This window comes from Streptomyces bathyalis (genome assembly GCF_015910445.1).
In the GTDB taxonomy this organism is placed as follows: domain Bacteria; phylum Actinomycetota; class Actinomycetes; order Streptomycetales; family Streptomycetaceae; genus Streptomyces; species Streptomyces bathyalis.
Genome location: NZ_CP048882.1, coordinates 38,543 through 57,870, shown reverse-complemented (window position 1 = coordinate 57,870; position 19,328 = coordinate 38,543). Strand labels below are relative to the sequence as shown.

Annotated in this window: 15 protein-coding genes; 7 read left to right on the top strand and 8 right to left on the bottom strand. The window is 71.8% G+C overall.

Annotated elements, in window-relative coordinates; genetic code table 11:
* Positions 1 to 39 precede the first annotated feature (39 nt).
* The 3 genes from G4Z16_RS00260 to G4Z16_RS00250 form a co-directional block, all read right to left on the bottom strand.
* Entirely contained in the window at positions 40 to 690 is a 651-nt protein-coding gene (locus G4Z16_RS00260) for a dihydrofolate reductase family protein (protein WP_197348576.1), read from the bottom strand.
* 79 nt (positions 691 to 769) lie between these two features.
* Entirely contained in the window at positions 770 to 2,659 is a 1,890-nt protein-coding gene (locus G4Z16_RS00255) for a propionyl-CoA synthetase (protein WP_197348575.1), read from the bottom strand.
* Between the two features lie 305 nt (positions 2,660 to 2,964).
* Positions 2,965 to 3,543: a TetR/AcrR family transcriptional regulator gene (locus G4Z16_RS00250; protein WP_197348574.1), complete on the bottom strand. Its 579-nt coding sequence runs from the start codon at positions 3,541 to 3,543 to the stop codon at positions 2,965 to 2,967.
* A 200-nt stretch (positions 3,544 to 3,743) separates the two neighbouring features.
* On the opposite strand from G4Z16_RS00250, the gene G4Z16_RS00245 reads away from it, so the two are divergent.
* From G4Z16_RS00245 to G4Z16_RS00235, 3 genes are all read left to right on the top strand, one after another.
* Complete coding sequence (locus G4Z16_RS00245; protein WP_197348573.1) at positions 3,744 to 4,604, top strand: DUF817 domain-containing protein; 861 nt, start codon at positions 3,744 to 3,746, stop codon at positions 4,602 to 4,604.
* Positions 4,605 to 4,759: 155 nt separating this feature from the next.
* Positions 4,760 to 5,692 carry a TIGR03619 family F420-dependent LLM class oxidoreductase gene (locus tag G4Z16_RS00240; protein ID WP_197348572.1) on the top strand — a complete coding sequence of 311 codons (933 nt, stop codon included), beginning with the start codon at positions 4,760 to 4,762 and terminating at the stop codon, positions 5,690 to 5,692.
* Positions 5,693 to 5,823: 131 nt separating this feature from the next.
* On the top strand, positions 5,824 to 6,609 hold the full coding sequence (locus G4Z16_RS00235; RefSeq protein WP_197354060.1) for an aldo/keto reductase: 786 nt from the start codon (positions 5,824 to 5,826) through the stop codon (positions 6,607 to 6,609).
* A 90-nt stretch (positions 6,610 to 6,699) separates the two neighbouring features.
* Here G4Z16_RS00235 and G4Z16_RS00230 read toward each other — a convergent pair whose 3' ends face one another.
* Together G4Z16_RS00230 and G4Z16_RS00225 are read right to left on the bottom strand one after the other, a co-directional pair.
* The gene (locus G4Z16_RS00230; protein WP_425508036.1) at positions 6,700 to 7,701 is read right to left on the bottom strand and encodes an aldo/keto reductase; all 1,002 of its coding nucleotides are present in this window, start codon (positions 7,699 to 7,701) and stop codon (positions 6,700 to 6,702) included.
* Between the two features lie 132 nt (positions 7,702 to 7,833).
* Positions 7,834 to 8,799, bottom strand: coding sequence for an aldo/keto reductase (locus tag G4Z16_RS00225; RefSeq protein ID WP_197348571.1), 966 nt, complete (start codon positions 8,797 to 8,799; stop codon positions 7,834 to 7,836).
* Positions 8,800 to 8,904: 105 nt separating this feature from the next.
* Here G4Z16_RS00225 and G4Z16_RS00220 point away from each other — a divergent pair, with 105 nt between their 5' ends.
* The 3 genes from G4Z16_RS00220 (at position 8,905) to G4Z16_RS00210 (ending at position 13,805) form a co-directional block, all read left to right on the top strand.
* Positions 8,905 to 9,813: a LysR family transcriptional regulator gene (locus G4Z16_RS00220; RefSeq protein ID WP_197348570.1), complete on the top strand. Its 909-nt coding sequence runs from the start codon at positions 8,905 to 8,907 to the stop codon at positions 9,811 to 9,813.
* Positions 9,814 to 9,984: 171 nt separating this feature from the next.
* Positions 9,985 to 13,287, top strand: coding sequence for an amidohydrolase family protein (locus G4Z16_RS00215; RefSeq protein ID WP_197348569.1), 3,303 nt, complete (start codon positions 9,985 to 9,987; stop codon positions 13,285 to 13,287).
* A 104-nt stretch (positions 13,288 to 13,391) separates the two neighbouring features.
* On the top strand, positions 13,392 to 13,805 hold the full coding sequence (locus G4Z16_RS00210) for an HIT family protein (protein ID WP_197348568.1): 414 nt from the start codon (positions 13,392 to 13,394) through the stop codon (positions 13,803 to 13,805).
* Positions 13,806 to 13,858: 53 nt separating this feature from the next.
* On the opposite strand, the gene G4Z16_RS00205 is transcribed toward G4Z16_RS00210, so the two are convergent.
* On the bottom strand, positions 13,859 to 15,598 hold the full coding sequence (locus G4Z16_RS00205) for a bifunctional 3'-5' exonuclease/DNA polymerase (RefSeq protein WP_246530581.1): 1,740 nt from the start codon (positions 15,596 to 15,598) through the stop codon (positions 13,859 to 13,861).
* Positions 15,599 to 15,694: 96 nt separating this feature from the next.
* Positions 15,695 to 16,984 (bottom strand): glycoside hydrolase family 18 protein, encoded by a 1,290-nt coding sequence (locus tag G4Z16_RS00200; RefSeq protein WP_197348567.1) that lies wholly within the window; start codon positions 16,982 to 16,984, stop codon positions 15,695 to 15,697.
* Between the two features lie 383 nt (positions 16,985 to 17,367).
* Here G4Z16_RS00200 and G4Z16_RS00195 point away from each other — a divergent pair, with 383 nt between their 5' ends.
* Positions 17,368 to 18,543 (top strand): acyl-CoA dehydrogenase family protein, encoded by a 1,176-nt coding sequence (locus G4Z16_RS00195; protein ID WP_197348566.1) that lies wholly within the window; start codon positions 17,368 to 17,370, stop codon positions 18,541 to 18,543.
* A 72-nt stretch (positions 18,544 to 18,615) separates the two neighbouring features.
* Here the strand turns inward: G4Z16_RS00195 and G4Z16_RS00190 are convergent, their stop codons facing one another.
* Positions 18,616 to 19,287 carry an endonuclease gene (locus G4Z16_RS00190; RefSeq protein WP_246530580.1) on the bottom strand — a complete coding sequence of 224 codons (672 nt, stop codon included), beginning with the start codon at positions 19,285 to 19,287 and terminating at the stop codon, positions 18,616 to 18,618.
* Positions 19,288 to 19,328: the final 41 nt, after the last annotated feature.

Below are 19,328 nucleotides of genomic sequence, written 5' to 3'. Positions count from 1 at the left end.
CACGCCCCGAAAACGGCGGCCGCCCGGTCTGCTGTCCGGTCAGCCGTTCAGGTGGTACCGGAGCCGGACGATGCCGTCGCGCAGGGACTCGTTCGCGACCAGTTCGAGCGCCGCGCCCGAAGGCCGCGCGCCGCCGTGCCACACGTGGCCCCCTTGCGGTCCGGCCAGCACGGGGTGGACGAGAAGGCTCAGCTCGTCCAGGAGCCCGGCCTCGATGAGGGCACCTGTCAGGGCTCCGCCGCTGTCCACCCGCACGACGTGCGCGCCCTCGTCCTCGCCGAGTGATCTCAGCACCTCTCGCAGGTCGACCCTTTCGGCACCGGTGACCAGCTCACGCACCTCACGCCCCGCCGGACGGGGCGAGGTGGAGGGGCAGTGGAGGGCGAGCACGTCGGACCAGTGGCCGGCGTCGCGCAGCTCGGACCAGCGGCGCACGCGCCCCCGGCCGTCGACGACGGCGAGCAGCGGTCCGTCCGGCGCGGGTCCGGGGCCCGCGATCGAGCCCAGGAGTTCCTCCTGGGCGAGGATCGTGTCGGCTCCTGCCAGCGTGACGTCTTCCTGCCAGGCTCCTGCCAGCTCGTAGAAGAGCCCGATGTCGGGTTCGAAGCCCGTGGTGGCGCCGTCGAGGGAGACGGCGAGGTGCGCTACGACGTGCGGTCGGCCCATGGTGCGGAGTTCGGCGGTCGGCATGGGTGGAGAGTAGGCCCGGGTCCGACAATGCGGCTCCCAGCCTCCGGCTGCTCGCTCCGGCGGCCGGGAGCCGTGAGCGTCACTGCTTCCGCAGCGTGGGCCGCAGCGCCTCCAGCACGCTGGCGTCGTCGATCGTGCTGGGCACGGGCTCGTCGGTGCCGTCGGCGATGCTCCGCATGGACTTGCGCAGGATCTTTCCCGACCTGGTCTTCGGCAGCGCGGCCACGACGGCGACGTCCTTGAGCGAGGCGACGGCCCCGACCTGGTCCCGCACCAACTGCACCAGTTCCTGGCGCAGTTGCTCCTCGTAACCGTCCCTCGTCGCGTCGACGCCGGACTTGAGCACCACGAAGCCGCGCGGCACCTGCCCCTTCATCTCGTCGGCGACTCCGATGACGGCGCACTCCGCGACGTCCGGATGACCGGCGAGCGCCTCTTCCATGCCGCCGGTGGACAGACGGTGACCGGCGACGTTGATGACGTCGTCCGTGCGCCCCATCACGAAGAGATAGCCGTCCTCGTCGAGATAGCCGCCGTCGCCGGTGAGGTAGTAGCCGTCGAAGGCCGACATGTACGACTGCACGAAGCGATCGTCGTCGTTCCACAGTGTCGGCAGAGCGCCCGGTGGCATCGGCAGCTTCGCGACGATGGCGCCATTGGTTCCCGGCGGGACCTGCTTGCCGTCGCCGTCGAGCACCTGGATGTCCCACCCGGGCAGCGGCTTCGTCGGCGATCCCGGCTTGACCGGCAGCAGTTCGATCCCGGCGGGGTTGGCGACGATCGGCCAGCCCGTCTCGGTTTGCCACCAGTGGTCGATGACGGGGATGTCCAGCAACTCCGAGGCCCAGCGGTAGGTTTCCGGGTCGAGCCGTTCCCCCGCGAGGAACAGGTACTTCAGCGACGACAGGTCGTACTGCCGGGCCAGTTCGCCGTCCGGGTCCTCCTTCTTCAGCGCCCGGAAGGCCGTCGGCGCGGTGAACATCGAGCGCACGCCGTACTCGGAGGCCACGCGCCAGAACTGTCCCGCGTCCGGAGTGCCGACCGGCTTGCCCTCGTAGAGCACCGTCGTCGCCCCGGCGAGCAGCGGCGCGTAGACGATGTAGGAATGCCCGACGACCCAGCCGACGTCGGAGGCGGTGAAGAGCGTCTGCCCGGGCCCGACGTCGTAGACGTTGGTCATACTCCAGGCCAGGGCGGTGGCGTATCCGCCGCTGTCGCGTACGACGCCCTTTGGCTTGCCGGTGGTCCCGGAGGTGTAGAGGACGTAGAGGGGGTCGGTGGAGCGTACGGTCACCGGGTCGGCTGGCGAGGCCGCGGCGCATGCCTGCGCCCAGTCCACGTCCGTCGGGCCCATCGCCGCCTCGGCCTGCCGGCGTTGCAGGATGATCTGGCACGTCGGCTTGTGCGAGGCCATCTCGATCGCCTGGTCCAGCAGCGGTTTGTACTCGATGACGCGGGATCCCTCGATGCCGCAGGACGCCGAGACAACGACAGCGGGCGAGGCGTCGTCGATCCGCACCGCGAGTTCCTTCGCCGCGAACCCGCCGAAGACCACGGAGTGGACCGCGCCCAGCCGTGCGCAGGCGAGCATCGCCACCGCGGCTTCGGGGACCATCGGCATGTAGATCACGACCCGGTCGCCCGCCGAGACGCCCGCGTCCCGCAGCACGCCCGCGAAGACCGCGACCTCGTCCCGGAGTTGGTCGTAGGTGTAGGTGGTTTTCACGCCGGTGACGGGGGAGTCGTGGATCAGCGCCGCGCGGCTTCCGTGGCCCGCTCCGCAGTGGCGGTCGAGAGCGTTGTGGCAGACGTTCAGCTCCCCGTCGGGGAACCAGCGGTAGAAGGGCGGCCGCGAATCGTCCAGCGCCTGCGACGGCGCCCTGTGCCAGTCCAGCGCACCGGCCGCGTCGAGCCAGAACCGCTCCCGGTCCGCGACGCTCGCACGGAAGATCTCCTCGTACTCGCCCACCCTGGGCCTCCTTCCGGGCGGTCCGGCGGAGCCGCCCGCTTGTGCGTTGTCGTCCGACGGTGAGCGTGCCCGGCTGGGACGGAACCATGGCCGCCGCCGCGGCCCGGGGGCGCGCGGCGGGCGCTCACCGCCCCGGCAGGTACGGCGACGATACGGCCGCGCGGCGCGGCGGTCAGCCTCGCGGACGCCTGTGTCCTGTGCGGATTGCTGCGACGGGACGGTCCGGAGCTCTGCTCGCACGGGGGCGGACGGCAGCCGGCGGCCGGTGCGCCACCGCCGGCCGGTCAATTCCGCGTGCGGACGAGTCAGTCGCCGGAGGCGGGGATGCTGGCAGTGAGAAGGATGCTCACGGCGTCGCGGGCCTGCAGGGCCGCCTCGGGCATCCCGCTGACGGTTCCCACGGTGATCGCTCCGTCGAAGAGCACGATGATCTGTCCCGTCACGCGCTCGGGGTCCGCAACGCCGGTGCCGTCGACCAGGCGTCTGAAGATGGCCCGCAGAGCCGCCTTGTGTTCCCTGACGACCTGGGCGACCGCGGCCGAGCCGCTTCCGAGTTCGCCGAAGGCGTTGTTGAACGCGCAGCCGTGGAAGCCGGGTTGCTGGAACCACGCGTGCAGCCACTCGAACATGGCGAGGAGCTTTTCCCTGGGCGTCTCGTAGCCGGCGATGTGCTCCTCGATCGCGCCTCGTGCGATCTTGTCGCGGCGGCGCAGATAGGCCTCCACGATGGCGCCCTTGGACGGAAAGCACTGGTAGAGGCGTTTGAGGGACACCCCGGAGGAGTCACGTATGCGGTCGATGCCGACCGCCTGCACCCCGTGCGCGTAGAAGAGGGCGTCCGCTGCGTCCAACACCCTTGTGCTTGTTGGGACTTCGGTATCCATGCCGCCTCTTCGACACTTGATGAACCATCCTTGCGCACTGTACTCTCCGCGGAGGAGAACGGTCGTTCTCAAGCTGTTCGGCCAGGCGGGCCGCGCCGGGCGGCGTCCCGGTCGGCTGCTTGGGGGGCCGCCTGGACGGACAGCTCACCCGGGCAGCGGGGGGCGAACCGCTCCGCGGCTGTTCCGCGTCATGTAGGGGCATGGACGGGATATCGCGGGCGGTGCGCCGGCTGCTGCTCTTCGGCTGGCTCCAGGCGCGCTGCTGCGCCTTCGCCGCCGCGCTGCTCGGGGGGATCGCGGCCTCACGGCTGCTGCCCGAACTGCCCATGGCCCGCTACGACATCGTGCTGCTCTACGGCATTGCGCTGGCGCTGCTGGCCAGGCGGGTGGGCTGGGACAGCGCGCGGGACACGGCGGTGATCGCCGGGTGCCACGTCATCGGCCTCCTCTTCGAGTTGGTCAAGGTCCAGCTGGGTTCGTGGAGTTATCCGGAGGCCGCGCTGACGAAGATCGCCGGAGTCCCGCTGTACGGCGGATTCCTCTACTCCGCCGTCGGGAGCTATGTGTGCAGGTCCTGGCATCTGATGCGGCTGCGGCTGACGGGTTACCGTCCGCGCGTCATGGCGCTGCTGGCGTGCGCGATCTACCTCAACTTCTTCAGCCACCACTGGCTGCCCGATGCCCGCTGGGTGCTTGCGGGGCTCATGCTGCTGGCGACGACGGGGAGTTGGGTGCACTACACGGTGGGCCCGGAGCGCTACCGCATGCCACTGGCCCTGGCGTTCGGGCTCATCGGATTCTTCCTCTGGGTCGCCGAGAACATGGCCACGTACGTCGGTGCGTGGAGCTACCCCGACCAGCTGGACGGCTGGCAGCCGGTGTCCCTGGCGAAGGCCGGGGCCTGGGCGCTGCTGATCAGCGTCACCTTCGTCATGGCGGCGATCTCGCGTAAGGGCACGGCTCCGCCAGGACCGGAGCCCGCGGCGTTGCAAGCGGGCGATCCGGCGGAAGAGCGGCCGGCGGGGGAGAGGGAGGAGAGGCCGGAACCGGTGGCGCGGTGAGGACCGCCCCGGATCCGTACGGTGGCCCTCCACGGTTGCGGCCGGATCCCTCCGGGGCCCGCACCGTGACCGCTGTCGTCAGCGAGGAAGACTGGCGCCCGTCACGCGGGTGCCGTGCGTGAATGTGCCCGCAGGGGCGGGGGAGGGAGAGTGCAGTGCGATACGGCGTCAACATCCTGAACTTCGGTACGGGCACAGGTCCGGACACGCTTCTCCGCTGGGCCCGGTACGCCGAAGAGCGGGGCTTCCACTTCGCGATGATCTCCGACCACGTCGCGGTCACGCCCGAGGTCGCCGAGCAGTACGAGGCGCCGTTCTACGACCCGTTCACGACGCTGGCCTGGCTCGCGGGGCAGACCGAGCGCATCGAGCTGGGGACCACGGTGACCGTGCTGCCCTTCCGGCATCCCCTGCTGACCGCCCGCGCGGCGGCGAACATCGACAGGTTCAGCGGCGGACGGCTCATCGTCGGCGTCGGCGTGAGCTGGAGCGAGAGCGAGTACCGCTCGCTCGGGGTGGACCACCGGCGGCGGGGTGCCATCACCGACGAATACCTGGACGTTGTCACCAAGGCCTGGCGGCACGAGAAGATCTCCCACCACGGTGAGTTCGTCTCGTTCGAGGATGTCGCCACGGGACCGCTGCCGGTCCGCGTACCTCCGGTGTGGGTCGGCGGCGGCAGCAAGGCCGCGCTGCGCCGGGCCGTCCGGCACGGTGACGCGTGGCATCCGCTCAATCAGAGCATGCGCTTCTACCGGGACGCGGGACTTCCCGCGCTGCGCCGCATCGCACAGGAAGAGGGCAGGCCCGTACCGCAGTTCGCCCCTCGGCTGCCGCTGAGGCTCACGGACTCGCCGCTGCCGGAGGAGACGCGCCTGGCGGGGCAGGGGACCCTCGGCCAGGTCAGGAGCGACCTGGAAGGGCTCGAGGAGCTGGGCGCGACGCACGTCCTCTTCGACACCTATCGCGGCGAGCCGGCATCGATGCGGCCGCAGAAGGAGGACGAGGAACTGCTCGAGACGCTCGCCGAGCACGTTCTCGGCGACGGGGCCCGGTCGTCCTCTGCGGGTGAGCCGCTCGGCAGCTGAGCGGAATGGTGCATTCCCTAGAGTGGTTCAGGTAAGGGTCCGCGACACCCGCGCTGACACGCCGGAACCGAGGAGTCGAGGAACGCCACGTGAGCACGATCCCCGAAGTCACCCTGAACAACGGAATCCGCATGCCGCAGCTGGGCTTCGGCGTCTACCAGGTGCCGGAGGACGAGACGCACAGCGTGGTCGCCACCGCGCTGGAAGCCGGCTACCGCAGCATCGACACCGCCGCCCTCTACCGGAACGAGGCCGGCACCGGCCGCGCCCTCGCCGAGTCCGGAATCCCCCGCGAAGAGCTCTTCGTGACCACCAAGCTGTGGAACACCGACCAGGGCCACGACGCCGCGCTGAAGGCCTTCGACGCCTCCATGGCGAAGCTGGGACTGGACCACGTCGACCTGTACCTCATCCACTGGCCGCTGCCGGCGCGCGATCTGTACGTCGAGACGTGGCGGGCACTGGAGAAGATCCACGCCGAGGGCCGGGCCAGGGCGATCGGCGTCTCCAACTTCCAGCCCGCGCACCTGCGCCGGCTGGCGGAGGAGACCGACATCGTCCCCGCCGTCAACCAGATCGAGCTCCATCCGCGCCTCCAGCAGCGGGAGTTGCGCGAGTTCGACGCCGGGGCCGGCATCGCAACCGAGGCATGGTCGCCGCTGGGACGCAACAACGGCGTGCTCGACGACCCGGTCGTGACCGGCATCGCGGAGAAGCATGGCAGGACCCCGGCGCAGGTGGTACTGCGCTGGCACCTTCAGCTGGGGAACGTCGTCATCCCCAAGTCGTCCACCCCCGCGCGCATCCGCGAGAACCTCGACGTCTTCGGCTTCGAACTGGACGAGGACGACCTCGCCGCCGTCGAGACCTTGGAGACCGGCGTGCGCGTGGGGCCCGACCCCGACACCTTCAACTGACAGGCCGCCGTACGGGCTTGCCGCGTGGCGGGTCGTCCGCCCCGCGAGCAAGCCCGTCCGGCAGGCAGCCGGCGTCTTCGCCGCCCGGCTTCAGCCGAGCGACGGCCCCTGCGCCAACAGATCCTCGATGCGGGCCAGTTCGTCGTCCGCGAAGCCGAGGCGTTCGGTCGCCGCGACGCTGTCGGCGAGCTGTTCCGGGCTGCTCGCGCCCACGAGAGCCGATGTGACGCTGTCGCGCAGCACCCACGCCAGCGCCATCTGCGCCAGCGACTGCCCGCGCTCACGCGCCAGTTCGTTCAATCCGCGCAGCATGGTGACCGTCTCCGCGGTGATCTGCTCACTGCTGAGGAAGGGGCTCCCCCCTGCGGCACGCGAGCCCTCGGGCACGCCGTCGAGGTAGCGGCTGGAGAGCAGCCCCTGCGCGAGCGGCGAGAAGACGATGCTGCCGGCGCCGATGTCGGTGAGGGCCTCCAGCAGACCCTGCTCCGGCCCCCGGTCGAGCATGGAGTAGCGCGGCTGGTGGATGAGCAGCGGCGTGCCCAGCTCGCGCAGAATGCGGGCGGCCTCCCGTGTCTGCTCCGGCGAGTAGTTGGAGATCCCGGCGTAGAGGGCCTTGCCCTGGCGCACCGCCTGGTGCAGGGCCCCCATCGTCTCCTCCAGCGGCGTGTCCGGGTCGGGCCGGTGAGAGTAGAAGATGTCGACGTACTCCAGGCCCATGCGGCCCAGGCTCTGGTCGAGGGACGCCAGCAGGCTCTTGCGGGAGCCCCATTCTCCGTACGGGCCGGGCCACATGAGGTGCCCCGCCTTGGTGGAGACGAGGAACTCGTCCCGGTAGGGGCGAAGGTCCTGGTGGACGATCCGGCCGAAGGCCGTCTCCGCCGCACCGGGCGGCGGGCCGTAGTTGTTCGCCAGGTCGAAGTGGGTGACGCCCAGGTCGAAGGCGCGGCGGACGATGGCCTGCTGGCGCTCCAGCGGCCGGTCGGTGCCGAAGTTGTGCCACAGGCCCAGCGAGATCGCCGGGAGGCGCAGGCCGCTGCGGCCGGTACGGCGGTAGGGCATCGACTCGTAGCGGCCGTCGTCGGCTATGTACACGGGGTCTCTCCTCGGGTGTTGCGGGACGGATCGGAAGGCGCCGGAAGGGATCGGAAAAGGACCGGAAAGTCAGCGAAGGCAGGACGGGCCGCCGCGGCGGAGCAGGCCGGCGGCTCCGGGCGTGCGGGTGCCTCAGGCCACTCCCTCGGGGCTTGCGCCCTCGATCTGGACGCCGTCGGCGGCGATGTCTTCGATCTCGGCGAGCTCGTCGTCGCTCAGGGTGATGTGCGCGGCGGCGGCGCTCGATTCGATGCTGGAGCTGCTGCGTGCGCCCACCAGCGCCACGTCCACGCGGGCCAGCACCCAAGCGATCGCGATCTCGCTGACGCTGTGGCCGCGTGCCTCGGCGAAGTCCGACAGCCGCCGCACCACGGCGAGGTTCTGCCGCAGCGCGTCACCGGTGAAGGCCGTGGCCTTGCTGCGCCAGTCGTTCTCGTCGAAGCGGGTGTTCTCGTCGAAGCGGCCGGTCAGCAGTCCGCTGGCGAGCGGGCTGTAGGCGAGGGCGCCGATGCCGTGCTTCCGCGTGTACGGAAGGATCTCCGCCTCGATGCCGCGCCGGAAGAGGTGGTACGGCGGCTGGAGCGTCTCCACCGGGCGTACGGCGGCGAACTCCGCCATCTGCGCGGCGTCGTAGTTGGAGACGCCGACGTGGCGGAGCTTGCCCTCGTCGGCCATCTCCTGCAGCGCGCCCGCCGTCTCGGCGGCGGGCGTCTCCGGGTCCGGCCAGTGGACCTGGTACAAGTCGATGGTCTCCACGTCCAGCGCCCGCAGGCTCTGCTCCACGCCTTCGCGGAGGAAGGCGGCCGAGGCGTCCCGGCCGCCGCCGTCCGGACGCACACCGCCCTTGGTGGCGATCACGATGCTGTCGCGGTCTCGGGCGAGGTCCCCGCGCAGAGCCTTGCCCAGAAGGCGCTCCGAAGCGCCGAAGCCGTAGGCCTGAGCGGTGTCGAAGAAGTTGATGCCCAGATCCCGGGCCCGGCGGATGGCGGCCGTTGCGGCGTCCTCATCGAACGGGCCCCAGTCACCGCCCAGTTGCCAGGTGCCGTACGCGACACGGGAGACCTCCAGGCCGGTGGATCCGAGTGTGGTGGTCCGCATGCTCTCGCTCCTTCTCACGGCAGTGGACCTCTCCAGCCTCGCCCGCCCCGGGCGACGCGTCCAATAGAAGAAAGTGAACGGATTCAGCAGCTACTCTTCTCAATCGTGGAACTACGGCATCTCGAGTACTTCGTCACCGTCGCCGAGGAGCGGCACTTCACCCGCGCCGCCGAGCGGCTCGTGGTCTCCCAGTCCGGGCTGTCGGCGTCCGTTCGCGCGCTGGAGCGGGAGCTGGGCGCCAAGTTGTTCGTACGGACCACCCGCAGCGTCGAGCTGACCGGCCCCGGCAGGGCACTCCTGGACGAGGCCACCCGGACGCTGGCGAGTGTCCGCGCCGCCAAGGAGGCCGTCGCCGCCGCCCAGGGACTCCTGCGCGGCACCCTGTCCGTCGGCACCGAACAGTGCATCGCGGGCGTGCACGTGCCGCGGCTGCTGGCCCGGTTCCGTGCGGAGCACCCGCAGGTGGAGATCCGGCTGCGGCAGGCCGGTTCGCGCCGGCTCGCCGAGGACGTCGGCGCGGGGCGGCTGGACCTCGCCTTCGTGGCCCTGTGCGGCCCGCCCCCGCAGGGCGTGCACCTCACTCCGCTGACCGGGGAGCCGCTCGTAGTGCTCTGCCACCCGGGGCACGCGCTCGCCGGGGGAGACGCCGCGCGCTGGGCGGAGCTGAAGGGCGAGGCGCTGGTGGACTTCCAGCCCGACTGGGGTGTGCGGCAGCTGACGGACCGTACCTTCGCCGCGGCCGGCGTGGAACGGCAGGTCGCGCTGGAGGTCAACGATGTGCACAGCCTCATCGAACTGGTCGAGCAAGGCCTCGGAGTGGCCGTCGTCCCGGGGCACTTCGCACGCAAACCACAGGCCGCGGGCTTGTGCGCCGTGCCGCTGACGGAGGGACCGCAGCCGGTGTGGGAGGTCTCGCTCGCCCGGCCCACGGGGGACGCGGCCAGCCCCGCCGCGCGGAAACTCTGCGCCCTGCTGGACCTGCCGCGGGGCGAGACGGACACGCCGTCGGCATGAGCGTCCCGCCGCCCTACGGCTGAAAGCCTCACGGCTCAACCGCCCTGTGTGTACGCGGTGTTGACCAGTGCTGCCGTCCTGGACACCATCGGTGATCTGCCGCGCCGGGGGACGCGCACGATCACTTCCGCCCGCGGTGATCCCACGCCGGACCGGTGCCCGGGAGGGCCGATGACTGCCACAGAACCCGTCGACGAGGCCGCGACCACCGCAACGGACGGACCGCAGCCTGCCGAAGGGGCGGTGCACCGGCTCAGCCCGCTCTCCCGGGCCGCCCGGCTCTCGCGCCGCCGCTTCCTCGCCACGGCCGCGGTGGGCGCGGCGGCCGCCGGCAACGTCGTGGGGTCGCCGGGCTCAGCGGTCGCGGCACCGGCCGCCGCGCTCTCCGGCTCCCCTTCACGCATCACGCTCTCCTTCACCGCCGCAACCAACGGCGCGGCCACCCTCGCGCCCGGCGGCGACCATCTCGTCGCGGAGGTCCAGAACATCCTGTGGTCCGTGCCTCGCGAGGGCGGACGCGCCGTGCCGCTCACGGACCCCGAACTCGAGCCCACCCGCCCCGAGTTCTCACCGGACGGCAAGCAACTGGCCGTCTGCGCCTTCAAAGGCGGCGGATTCCACCTGTGGACGATGCGTCCCGACGGCTCCGGACTGCGGCAGCGCACCGACGGCCCCTGGGACGACCGCGGCCCGGCATGGTCCCCCGACGGAACGCGCATCGCCTTCTCCTCCGAACGCGGTGGCGACACCGTCACCGGCAGCCCGTACCGCATCTGGATCCTGGATGTCCGCACCGGTGCACTCACCCGGCTGACGGGCCTTCCCGGCCAGGACGGACCCCAACAGGACGGCGCATGGGAGGACTTCGACCCCGCGTGGTCACCGGACGGCGAGCGCGTGCTGTTCGTGCGCGGCGTCCCCGCCCAGGGGGAGAACGGGCCGGTGCTGCGCAGCCGCACCATCGCGTCGGTGCGGGCCGACGGCGAGGGAGCGGTGCGCACGGAGTACACCGAGAGCGCCGAGGCCGATGTGATGACCCCCGCCGTCTCGCCCGCCGGCAGGCTCGCGCATCTGCGCACCACGCCCTCGCCCGCCGCCTCCTGCACGCTGCTCGTGGACGGTGAAGTCCTCGACGTGGACGGCCAGTTGCTGCCCGTGCCGCCGCGCTGGATCTCCGCCGATGAACTGCTGCTCACCATCGACGGACGCTTCAGCATCGTGCGGACCGCGGCTCCGAAGGACGCCGAACACATCCCCCTCTCGGCCTCGTTGCCCGTCGAACGCCCCAAGTACCAGGTCAAGGACTACGGCTTCGAGGCCGGCGGGGGACCTGTACGCGCCCTGCACCTTCCCGCCCTCTCGCCCGACGGCCGCCGCGTCGCCTTCGCCGCCCTCAACTCGTTGTGGGTCGCGCCGACTTCGGGCGGCGGGCGGGCCCGTGAGGTCGTCAAGGGCAGCCCGACCCGGTACCCGCTCGCCCCTACCTGGACCCCGGACGGGCACGGCCTTGTCTACTCCGACGACGGCGACGGCCTCCTCGCCGCCCGCAGGCACGATCTGCGCACGGGCAAGGAGACCGTGCTCGCGGACGGCGGCCGCGTCTTCCCGGTGCTGTCACCCGACGGCTCCCGCCTCGCCTGCCTCGACATGACGGGCAACCTCGTCCTGAAGAACCTGGACGGCGGGAGTGAACGCGTACTTGCCGAACCCCTCGGCGCCGCCGGCCTGCCCGGCCGGCCCAGCTGGTCGCCCGACGGCCGGTACCTTGCGCTGTGCGACCGCAACCGTCTCAACCAGCGCTTCCGCGAGGGCTACAACGTCATCCGCGTCGTCGACGCGCACAGCGGGGACGACCGGCTCCACGCCCTCGCCCCGCACACCTCGCTGTCCGACCGCTACGACAGCGGCCCTGTCTGGTCGCCCGACGGCGCGCACCTCGCCGTCATCAGCGAATCGGCGCTGTGGCTGCTGCCCGTACGGGCCGACGGCACCCCCCGTGGCGAGCCGCGCCGCCTGACCGACGAGAGCGCCGACCACCCCTCCTGGTCGGCCGATTCGGGCACGCTGCTGTATCTGTCGGCGGGCAGGCTGCGCCGGCTCGACGTCCGCGGCGGCGACGTGCGCACCGTGCCCGTCCGGCTGCACCACCGGCCGCCGCGCGCCCGCGACACCGTCGTACGGGCCGGAAGGCTCTGGGACGGCACCGACGAGAGCGTCCGCGAGGACGCCGACATCGTGGTGCGTGACGGCCGCATCCGGGCGGTGCTCCCGCACCGTGGAAGGCGTGCCGCCGCCCGTCACATCGACGCGGAACGGATGACCGTCGTGCCGGGCCTGTGGGACTCCCACACACACCCCTGGCAGAGCACCTACGGCGCACGGCAGACCGCCGCACAACTCGCCTACGGCATCACCACCGCCGTATCCCTCGGCGGCTTCGCCTACGAGCAGGCCCGCATCCGCGAAGCCGTCGCCGCCGGAACTCTCGCAGGGCCGCGGCTGCTGGCCACCGGCGAACTCCTCGACGGTCCACGCGTCGCCTACAGCATGGGCCGCGCACACCGCACCAGGGACGGGCTGCGGCGCTCACTGGAGCGCGCCGAAGGCCTCGACTGGGACTTCGTCAAGACGTATGTGCGGGCGCCCGGCTGGATCATGGCCGAGGCGGCGCGGTTCGCGCACGAGAGGCTCGGCGTGCGCGCCGGAAGCCATCTGTGCACCCCCGGCATACAGCTCGGCGGTGACCTGACCACCCATCTGCAGGCCACGCAGCGCCTGGAGTTCGGGCACGCGACAACCGCCACGGGTCACGCGCACCAGGACGTCGAGGAGATCTACACCGCGCGCGGCGCCCGCTTCCACCTCATCGCCACCCCGTTCACCGCGGCGCCGCTGCTGGGCGCCGACCCGTCCCTCGCGGACGACCCGAGGGTGACCCGTCTGATGCCGCCCTGGGACACCGGAGCAGTCGAGGAGCTCGCCGGCACACCGCCCACGGACGCCCAACTGGCAACGCTGGCACGCGAGACGGCGATCTACCGGCGGATCCTCGACGGCGGCGGCCTCGTCGCGCTCGGCACCGACCAGCCGCTCGTGCCGGTCGGCCTCCACCTGCATCTCGCTCTGCGGGCTCTGCACCGCGGTGGCCTGTCACCGGCGGCGGCCCTGCGCACGGCGACGGTGCTGCCCGCGCGGGTCTTCGGCGCCGAGGACGACCTCGGCACGGTGGAGGAGGGCAAGCTCGCCGACCTCACCCTCGTCGACGGCGACCCCTTCACCGACTTCGCCGATCTCGTACGGACGGATTCGGTGCTGCGCGGCGGCCGTCTCTTCCGAGCCTCCGAGCTGACCGACGCCTTCCCCGAGCGGGACGTGGAGACGGCGAGCGGCCCCGAGGCTGCAGGCCCGGCGGCCGACTGGCGTCGTGTGAGCCGCCAGCTGCGCCGGGAGGGCTGCTGCGACATGGGCGTCTGAGCCGGGCTCCGGCTCCCTCCGGCCGGGCTTCCCGTCCGCCCCCCTCGCCGCTCCTCCGCCCGCGGCTGGTTCCTGCGGCCGACGGGAGGCTGTTGACTGGGGGAGTGGACTGCATCTTCTGCGACATCGTCGCCGACCGGCGTGAGGGCCACCGCGTCTTCGAGGACGAGCGCGTGGTGGCCTTCCTCGACGCGCGGCCGCTCTTCCCCGGCCACACCCTCGTCGTGCCTCGCGAACATCACGAGACGCTGACGGGCCTGCCCGCGGAGACGGTGGGCCCCTTCTTTGAGCGGGTACAGCGCATCACCGCCGCGGTGGAGTCCGGCATGGAGGCGGCCGGCTCCTTCGTCGCCGCGAACAACCGGATCAGCCAGTCCGTGCCGCACTTCCACATGCACGTCGTGCCCCGCAACCCCAAGGACGGGCTGCGCGGCTTCTTCTGGCCCCGCAGCCGCTACGCCGGCGAGGACGAGGCCGAGGCAGTCGCGGCCCGGCTGCGCTCCGCGCTGGGGGAGTGATCCGCAGGGCCACGGCTCGCGTGCGGCACGGTTTGCCGCGGAGACCGCCGTACCTACTTGGCGTCCGCGTAACACTCCACGACGGCAGTGCTGAAGGCGAACCGCACCGGAGTGTCGCCGAACGCCGCCCGGCCGGCCCGCTCTCCCGCCTCAGTGATCGCCTCGGCGACCTGCTCCGCCTGCTCCTCGGGGCAGTGCACGATCACCTCGTCGTGCTGGAAGAAGACCAGCTCGGCCGGCGAACCGGCCAGCGTCTGGCGGAGCGCGGCCAGCATCAGCACCGCCCAGTCGGCCGCGCTGCCCTGCACCACGAAGTTCCTCGTGAAGCGCCCGCGCGCACGTGCCGCGCCCGAACTCGCCCCGTACCCCGCCGACGGGGCGGGCGGCATCTCCCCGCCGCCTTCCCAGGCTCTCTCCGCCTCCGGCCCGGTGCTCTCCTCATCCCCGGCCGGGGACCCGGCGGGCGGGCAGGTGCGGCCCAGATGCGTACGCACCAGCCGCCCCTCCTCCCCGGCCTTCGCCGCATCGTCGACGTAGGCGACCGCGTGGGGGAAGCGCCGGCGCAGCGCCGCCATGTTGCGCAGCCCGTCGCCGCTGGTCTGCCCGTACACCGCGCCGAGCAGCGCGAGTTTGGCCTGCGCACGGTCCCCGCCGAATGCCCTTTGCGACAGCCCCGTGTACAGGTCCTCGTCGCTGCCGGCGACCGCCATCAGCCCGGGATCCCGTGAGACCGCCGCGAGCACCCGCGGCTCCATCTGCGCGGCGTCGGCCACGACCAGCCTCCAGCCCGGATCGGCGACGACCGCGCGCCGCACCACCTTCGGGATCTGCAGCGCGCCACCGCCGTTCGTCGTCCAGCGCCCCGACGCGGCGCCGCCCGGCACGTACTCGGCGCGGAAGCGGCCCTCCCGAACCCAGGAACGCAGCCACGACCAGCCGTGCGCGGTCCACAGCCGGTAGAGCTTCTTGTACGCCAGCAGCGGTTCGACCGCCGGGTGATCGACATCGCGCAGTTCCCACGCCCTCGTCGAGGACAGCTTCACGCCCGCCTGCGCGAAGGCCCGCAGAACGTCAGCCGGCAGATCGGGACGCACCCGCATCCCCGGGCCGAACGCCGCGGAGATCTCCTCCTCCAGCTCGGCCAGCCGCCGCGGAAGACCGCCGCCCCCGTACCGCTCACCGAGCAGCTCCTCCAGCAGCTCACGGTGGACGTCCGCCCGCCAGGGCACCCCCGCACGCCCCATCTCCACCGCGACGAGCGTCCCCGCCGACTCACCGGCCAGCAACAGCCGCATCCGCTCCGGGTGTTCGGCCGCCCGTGTGCGTTCCAGCTGCGCGGCGTAGACCTCCAGCAGCGCCGTCATCGGCTCGACGCCGTCCGGCAGCGGCGTGGGCCCCGCGTCGAACAGCGACGGTTCCTCCTCCGCGCCCCGCGAGGCGGCCGGAGGGTCCTGCGGTACGGGCAGGCCGTGCAGCCGGGCCCATGCCGCCGCCAGTGAGCGCGGGGCACCGTGCCGCCCCTCGTACGCCAGCAGCAGGGCCTCCGCCGCCTCCACGTCGTAGCACCGCTCCACGTGCACGCCCGCCTCGGCCAGCCGCGGATGGACGACGGCGCTCGACCGCCACACCCACCGCCCCACGCCGGGCCGTGAACGCACCGCCGAGACGCAGGACTTCTCGGTGCTGACGGGCCCCGCCGGCTTCCCCTTCTCGTCCAGCGGGCAGACCTGAGCACGCCCGTCCTCGCTCTCGGCCAGTGCCCATCGCACCGCCGTGCCCAGGTCACCCGTCACACGGGGGAGTCTTCCACCGGGCACTGACAACGCCTCGCGCCCCGCGAGGAGATCCACGGGGCGCGAGACGGTGACGGTCCCGGGGGGCTGCCGGGTCTAACGGATCGCCTTGATCAGCTCGCCGTCAGGTGTGTCACCGCTGAGTTCCCAGACGAAGGAGCCGCCGAGGCCCTGCTGAGTGCCCCAGTCGCTCTTGCTCCCGATGGTCGCCGGGGTGTCGTAGCTCCACCACTGGCTGCCGCAGTGCGCGTACGCCGTGCCCGCGACCGTGCCGGTGGACGGGCAGCGGCTCTTGAGGACCTTGTAGTCCTCGATGCCCTGTTCGTAGGTTCCGGGCGCCGGTCCCGTCGCGGTGCCGCCGGGCTCCGACTGACTCACCCCGTTCCAGCCGCGCCCGTAGAAGCCGAGGCCCAGCAGGAGTTTGCTCGCGGGCACGCCCATGCTCTTCAGCTTCGTGACGGTGGCCGCGGTGTTGAAACCGTCCTTGGGGATGCCGTCGTAGCCGGTGAGCGGGGAGTGCGGCGCGGTCGGCCCCTGAGCGTCCCAGGCGCCGAAGTAGTCGTAGGTCATGGGCAGATACCAGTCGACGTACTGCGCGGCACCCGCGTAGTCCGCCGCCTCCAGCTTGCCGCCGGCCGACGCGTCGGCGGTGATCGCCGCCGTCACCAGCTTCTCGCCGCCGAACTTCGCGCGCAGCGCCTTCATCACCTCGGTGAAGGCGCCCCGGCCGCTCGCGTCGCACGTCAGACCGCACGCGTTGGGGTACTCCCAGTCGATGTCGATTCCGTCGAAGAGCCCTGCCCAGCGCTCGTCGTTGAGGAGCTTGTGACAGGAGTCCGCGAACGCCGCGGGGTTCTTCGCCGCCTCGCCGAAGCCGCCGGACCAGGTCCAGCCGCCGAAGGACCACAGCACCTTCAACCCCGGGTGTTTCTGCTTGAGTTCGAGCAGCTGGTTGAAGTTGCCGCGCAGCGGCTGATCCCAGCTGTCGGCCTTTCCGTCGACGCTCTGATCGGCGGTGTACGACTTCTCGTAGTCGGCGAATCCGTCTCCGACGGTGCACTTTCCGCCCTGCACATTGCCGAACGCGTAGTTGATGTGCGTGAGTTCGGCGGCGGAGCCAGAGGTGTCGATGTTCTTGACGTGGTAATTGCGCTGGTAGACGTCCCAGTTGGCGAAGTAGCCCACCAGTTTTCCGTCGGCCTGTTGCCGGTCCTGCGCGGGGTGTGCGGCGACCGCCCGCTCACCGGCCGAGGGGGCCGCGGCCGCGCCTGTGCCCGGGAGCGTGAGGGCGAGCACGGCCGCGCATCCCGCGGCGGCGAGGGCGAGAAGGCGGCGCCGGGGAGCGGGTGGGACAGGTCTGCGTCGTCGTACGAACGGTCCGGTCATGGCTCTCCTCAAGGGAGTTGTGGGGAGGTGCTCCTGAAGACCCCTCGGTGCGAGGTGGGGGTGACTGACCGCCACGAGTGCGGGGGAAGTTACCGCGGGAATCTAGAAGGACTAGACCAGTGCGTCAATGGTTTGAACCAATCTGATTTCCGGCCCTTTCTCCGCGCAGTGCCGCACCCGTTCCTGCCGCCGGTGACGCGATGCCTCCGATCGGGCATACTTTTTTCGCCGCAACCCCTGGTCAGCCGCCGTCGTAACCCGGCGCGGCGACGAGGGCGAAGCGGCCTCGCACAGGTCCCGGCCTCCGGTCGCGGCCCTGGTACGGCGGCGCCACCACACCCCGGTCCGCCGCCGCAGCCCCCGAACAGGAGGAGAGCGTCGTGATGCCTCAATACGGACCGCAGCCGGTCCAGCGTCAAGTGCCCACGCAGGAAGCCCGCGACCTGCTGGCCCTCGTACGCGAACTGGTCCAGCGGGAGATCCGCCCCGACGCGAGCGACGAAGAGGCCGCTGGCCGCTTCCCGCGCGAGCTCTTCACCCTGCTGTCCGAATCGGGGCTGCTCGGGCTCCCGTACTCGGAGGAATTCGGCGGCGGCGGCCAGCCCTACGAGGTCTACCTCCAGGTGCTCGAGGAACTGGCGGCGGCGCGCCTGACAGTCGGCCTCGGCACCAGCGTTCACACCCTCTCCTGCCACGCGCTCGCCGTCTTCGGCACCAAGCAGCAGCGCGCGGACCACCTCCCCGCCATGCTCGGCGGCGGCACCCTGGGCGCGTACTGCCTCTCCGAGCCCTCCTCCGGCTCCGACGCCGCCTCCCTGCGCACCCGCGCCACGAGGGACGGCGACGAGTGGGTCCTGGAGGGCACCAAGGCGTGGATCACCCACGGGGGAGTCGCCGACTTCTACACCGTGCTGGCGCGCACGGGCGCGGAAGGCCCGCGCGGCATCACGGCGTTCCTCCTGCCCGGCGACGCCGAGGGCCTGAGCGCCGCTGCGCCCGAGCGCAAGATGGGGATGAGCGGATCGCCGACCGCACAGGTCCACTTCGACGGCGTACGCGTCAGCGACGCCCGCCGCATCGGCGACGAGGGCCAGGGCCTGACGGTAGCGCTCTCCGCCCTGGAGTCCGGCCGGCTGGGCATCGCCGCGTGCGCCGTCGGCGTCGCACAGGCCGCGATGGACGAGGCACTCGCGTACGTTCTCGGACGCGAACAGTTCGGCCGGCCCATCGCCGACTTCCAGGGCCTGCGCTTCATGATCGCCGACATGGCGACGCAGATCGAAGCCGGACGTGCCCTGTACCTGAGCGCCGCCCGGCTGCGTGACGCGGGGGCCCCCTTCGGGAAGGAGGCCGCCATGGCGAAGCTGTTCTGCACCGACGCCGCGATGCGGGTGACCACCGACGCCGTCCAGCTCCTCGGCGGATACGGCTACACCGCCGACTTCCCCGTCGAGCGCTACATGCGAGAGGCCAAGGTCCTGCAGATCGTCGAGGGCACCAACCAGATCCAGCGCATGGTGATCGCCCGTCAGCTCGCCGGCCCGGAGAGCGGCCGCTGACGCCGGCCGGCGCGTCGCGCCGGTCCGTCCGGAGGAGCACGGCGCCCCCGCGTCCGCGCGGGGGCGGCAGCGCTACACCGCTGCCCGCACGTCCTCGACCACCTTCTTGTCGAGCGCCGCACGCACCAGCGCCGCCGCGAATCGCGCACGGTCACGCTCGGCGACCAGCCCGGCCAGCCGCGAGGACGAGGTGGGCAGCCCCAGCCGCTCCGCGCCCTGCCGCGCCTTCCCGTCGATGTACGGGCCGGTCTCCGGCCACACCTCCTGGGCCTCCCGCAGGAAGATGTCGACGCCCGTCGGCCCGATCCCGGGCACCTCGCGCAGCCCTTCCTTGATCCGTCCCTGCTCCCGCATGCGCCGGATGTCGCCCTTGTACTCGCGCAGCAGCAGCTCCGCACCGTCTCCGAGCTGTGTGGCGGTGCGCTCGTCGTAGCGCCTGTAGTGGCCCACGCCGAGGGCGTCGACCCGTTGCTGCCACGTCGCATCGGCCATCCGCTTCGCGTCGGTCATGCCGGCGTCCGACAGCGCGCGCGCCGCGGCGACGGCGGTGTCCGCGCGGATACGGGCGGAGAGCAGCAGCGAGAGCACCAGCAGCCGGTACAGCGGCGACGGGGTGTCACGCAGCTTGATGCCTGCCTGATCGGCGTAGGTACGGCCGTGTGTCTCCAGCAGAGCCCGTACTTTCGCCCGGTCCGCGGACTCCCGCGCGGGCTTCGTCCCGGGCCTGCTCTGTGTCTGTGTCATGGGGGCCTCGCTCGAGTGGATGCGGTGCCTTCAGAGACGGG

What these genes read in the sequence shown, in the direction of transcription:
- G4Z16_RS00260 (WP_197348576.1), bottom strand. Translation starts at nt 690, where the DNA reads ATGCCGACCGCCGAACTCCGCACCATGGGCCGACCGCACGTCGTAGCG.
- G4Z16_RS00250 (WP_197348574.1), bottom strand. Translation starts at nt 3,543, where the DNA reads ATGGATACCGAAGTCCCAACAAGCACAAGGGTGTTGGACGCAGCGGAC.
- G4Z16_RS00245 (WP_197348573.1), top strand. Translation starts at nt 3,744, where the DNA reads ATGGACGGGATATCGCGGGCGGTGCGCCGGCTGCTGCTCTTCGGCTGG.
- G4Z16_RS00235 (WP_197354060.1), top strand. Translation starts at nt 5,824, where the DNA reads ATGCCGCAGCTGGGCTTCGGCGTCTACCAGGTGCCGGAGGACGAGACG.
- G4Z16_RS00225 (WP_197348571.1), bottom strand. Translation starts at nt 8,799, where the DNA reads ATGCGGACCACCACACTCGGATCCACCGGCCTGGAGGTCTCCCGTGTC.
- G4Z16_RS00215 (WP_197348569.1), top strand. Translation starts at nt 9,985, where the DNA reads ATGACTGCCACAGAACCCGTCGACGAGGCCGCGACCACCGCAACGGAC.
- G4Z16_RS00200 (WP_197348567.1), bottom strand. Translation starts at nt 16,984, where the DNA reads ATGACCGGACCGTTCGTACGACGACGCAGACCTGTCCCACCCGCTCCC.
- G4Z16_RS00195 (WP_197348566.1), top strand. Translation starts at nt 17,368, where the DNA reads ATGCCTCAATACGGACCGCAGCCGGTCCAGCGTCAAGTGCCCACGCAG.
- G4Z16_RS00190 (WP_246530580.1), bottom strand. Translation starts at nt 19,287, where the DNA reads ATGACACAGACACAGAGCAGGCCCGGGACGAAGCCCGCGCGGGAGTCC.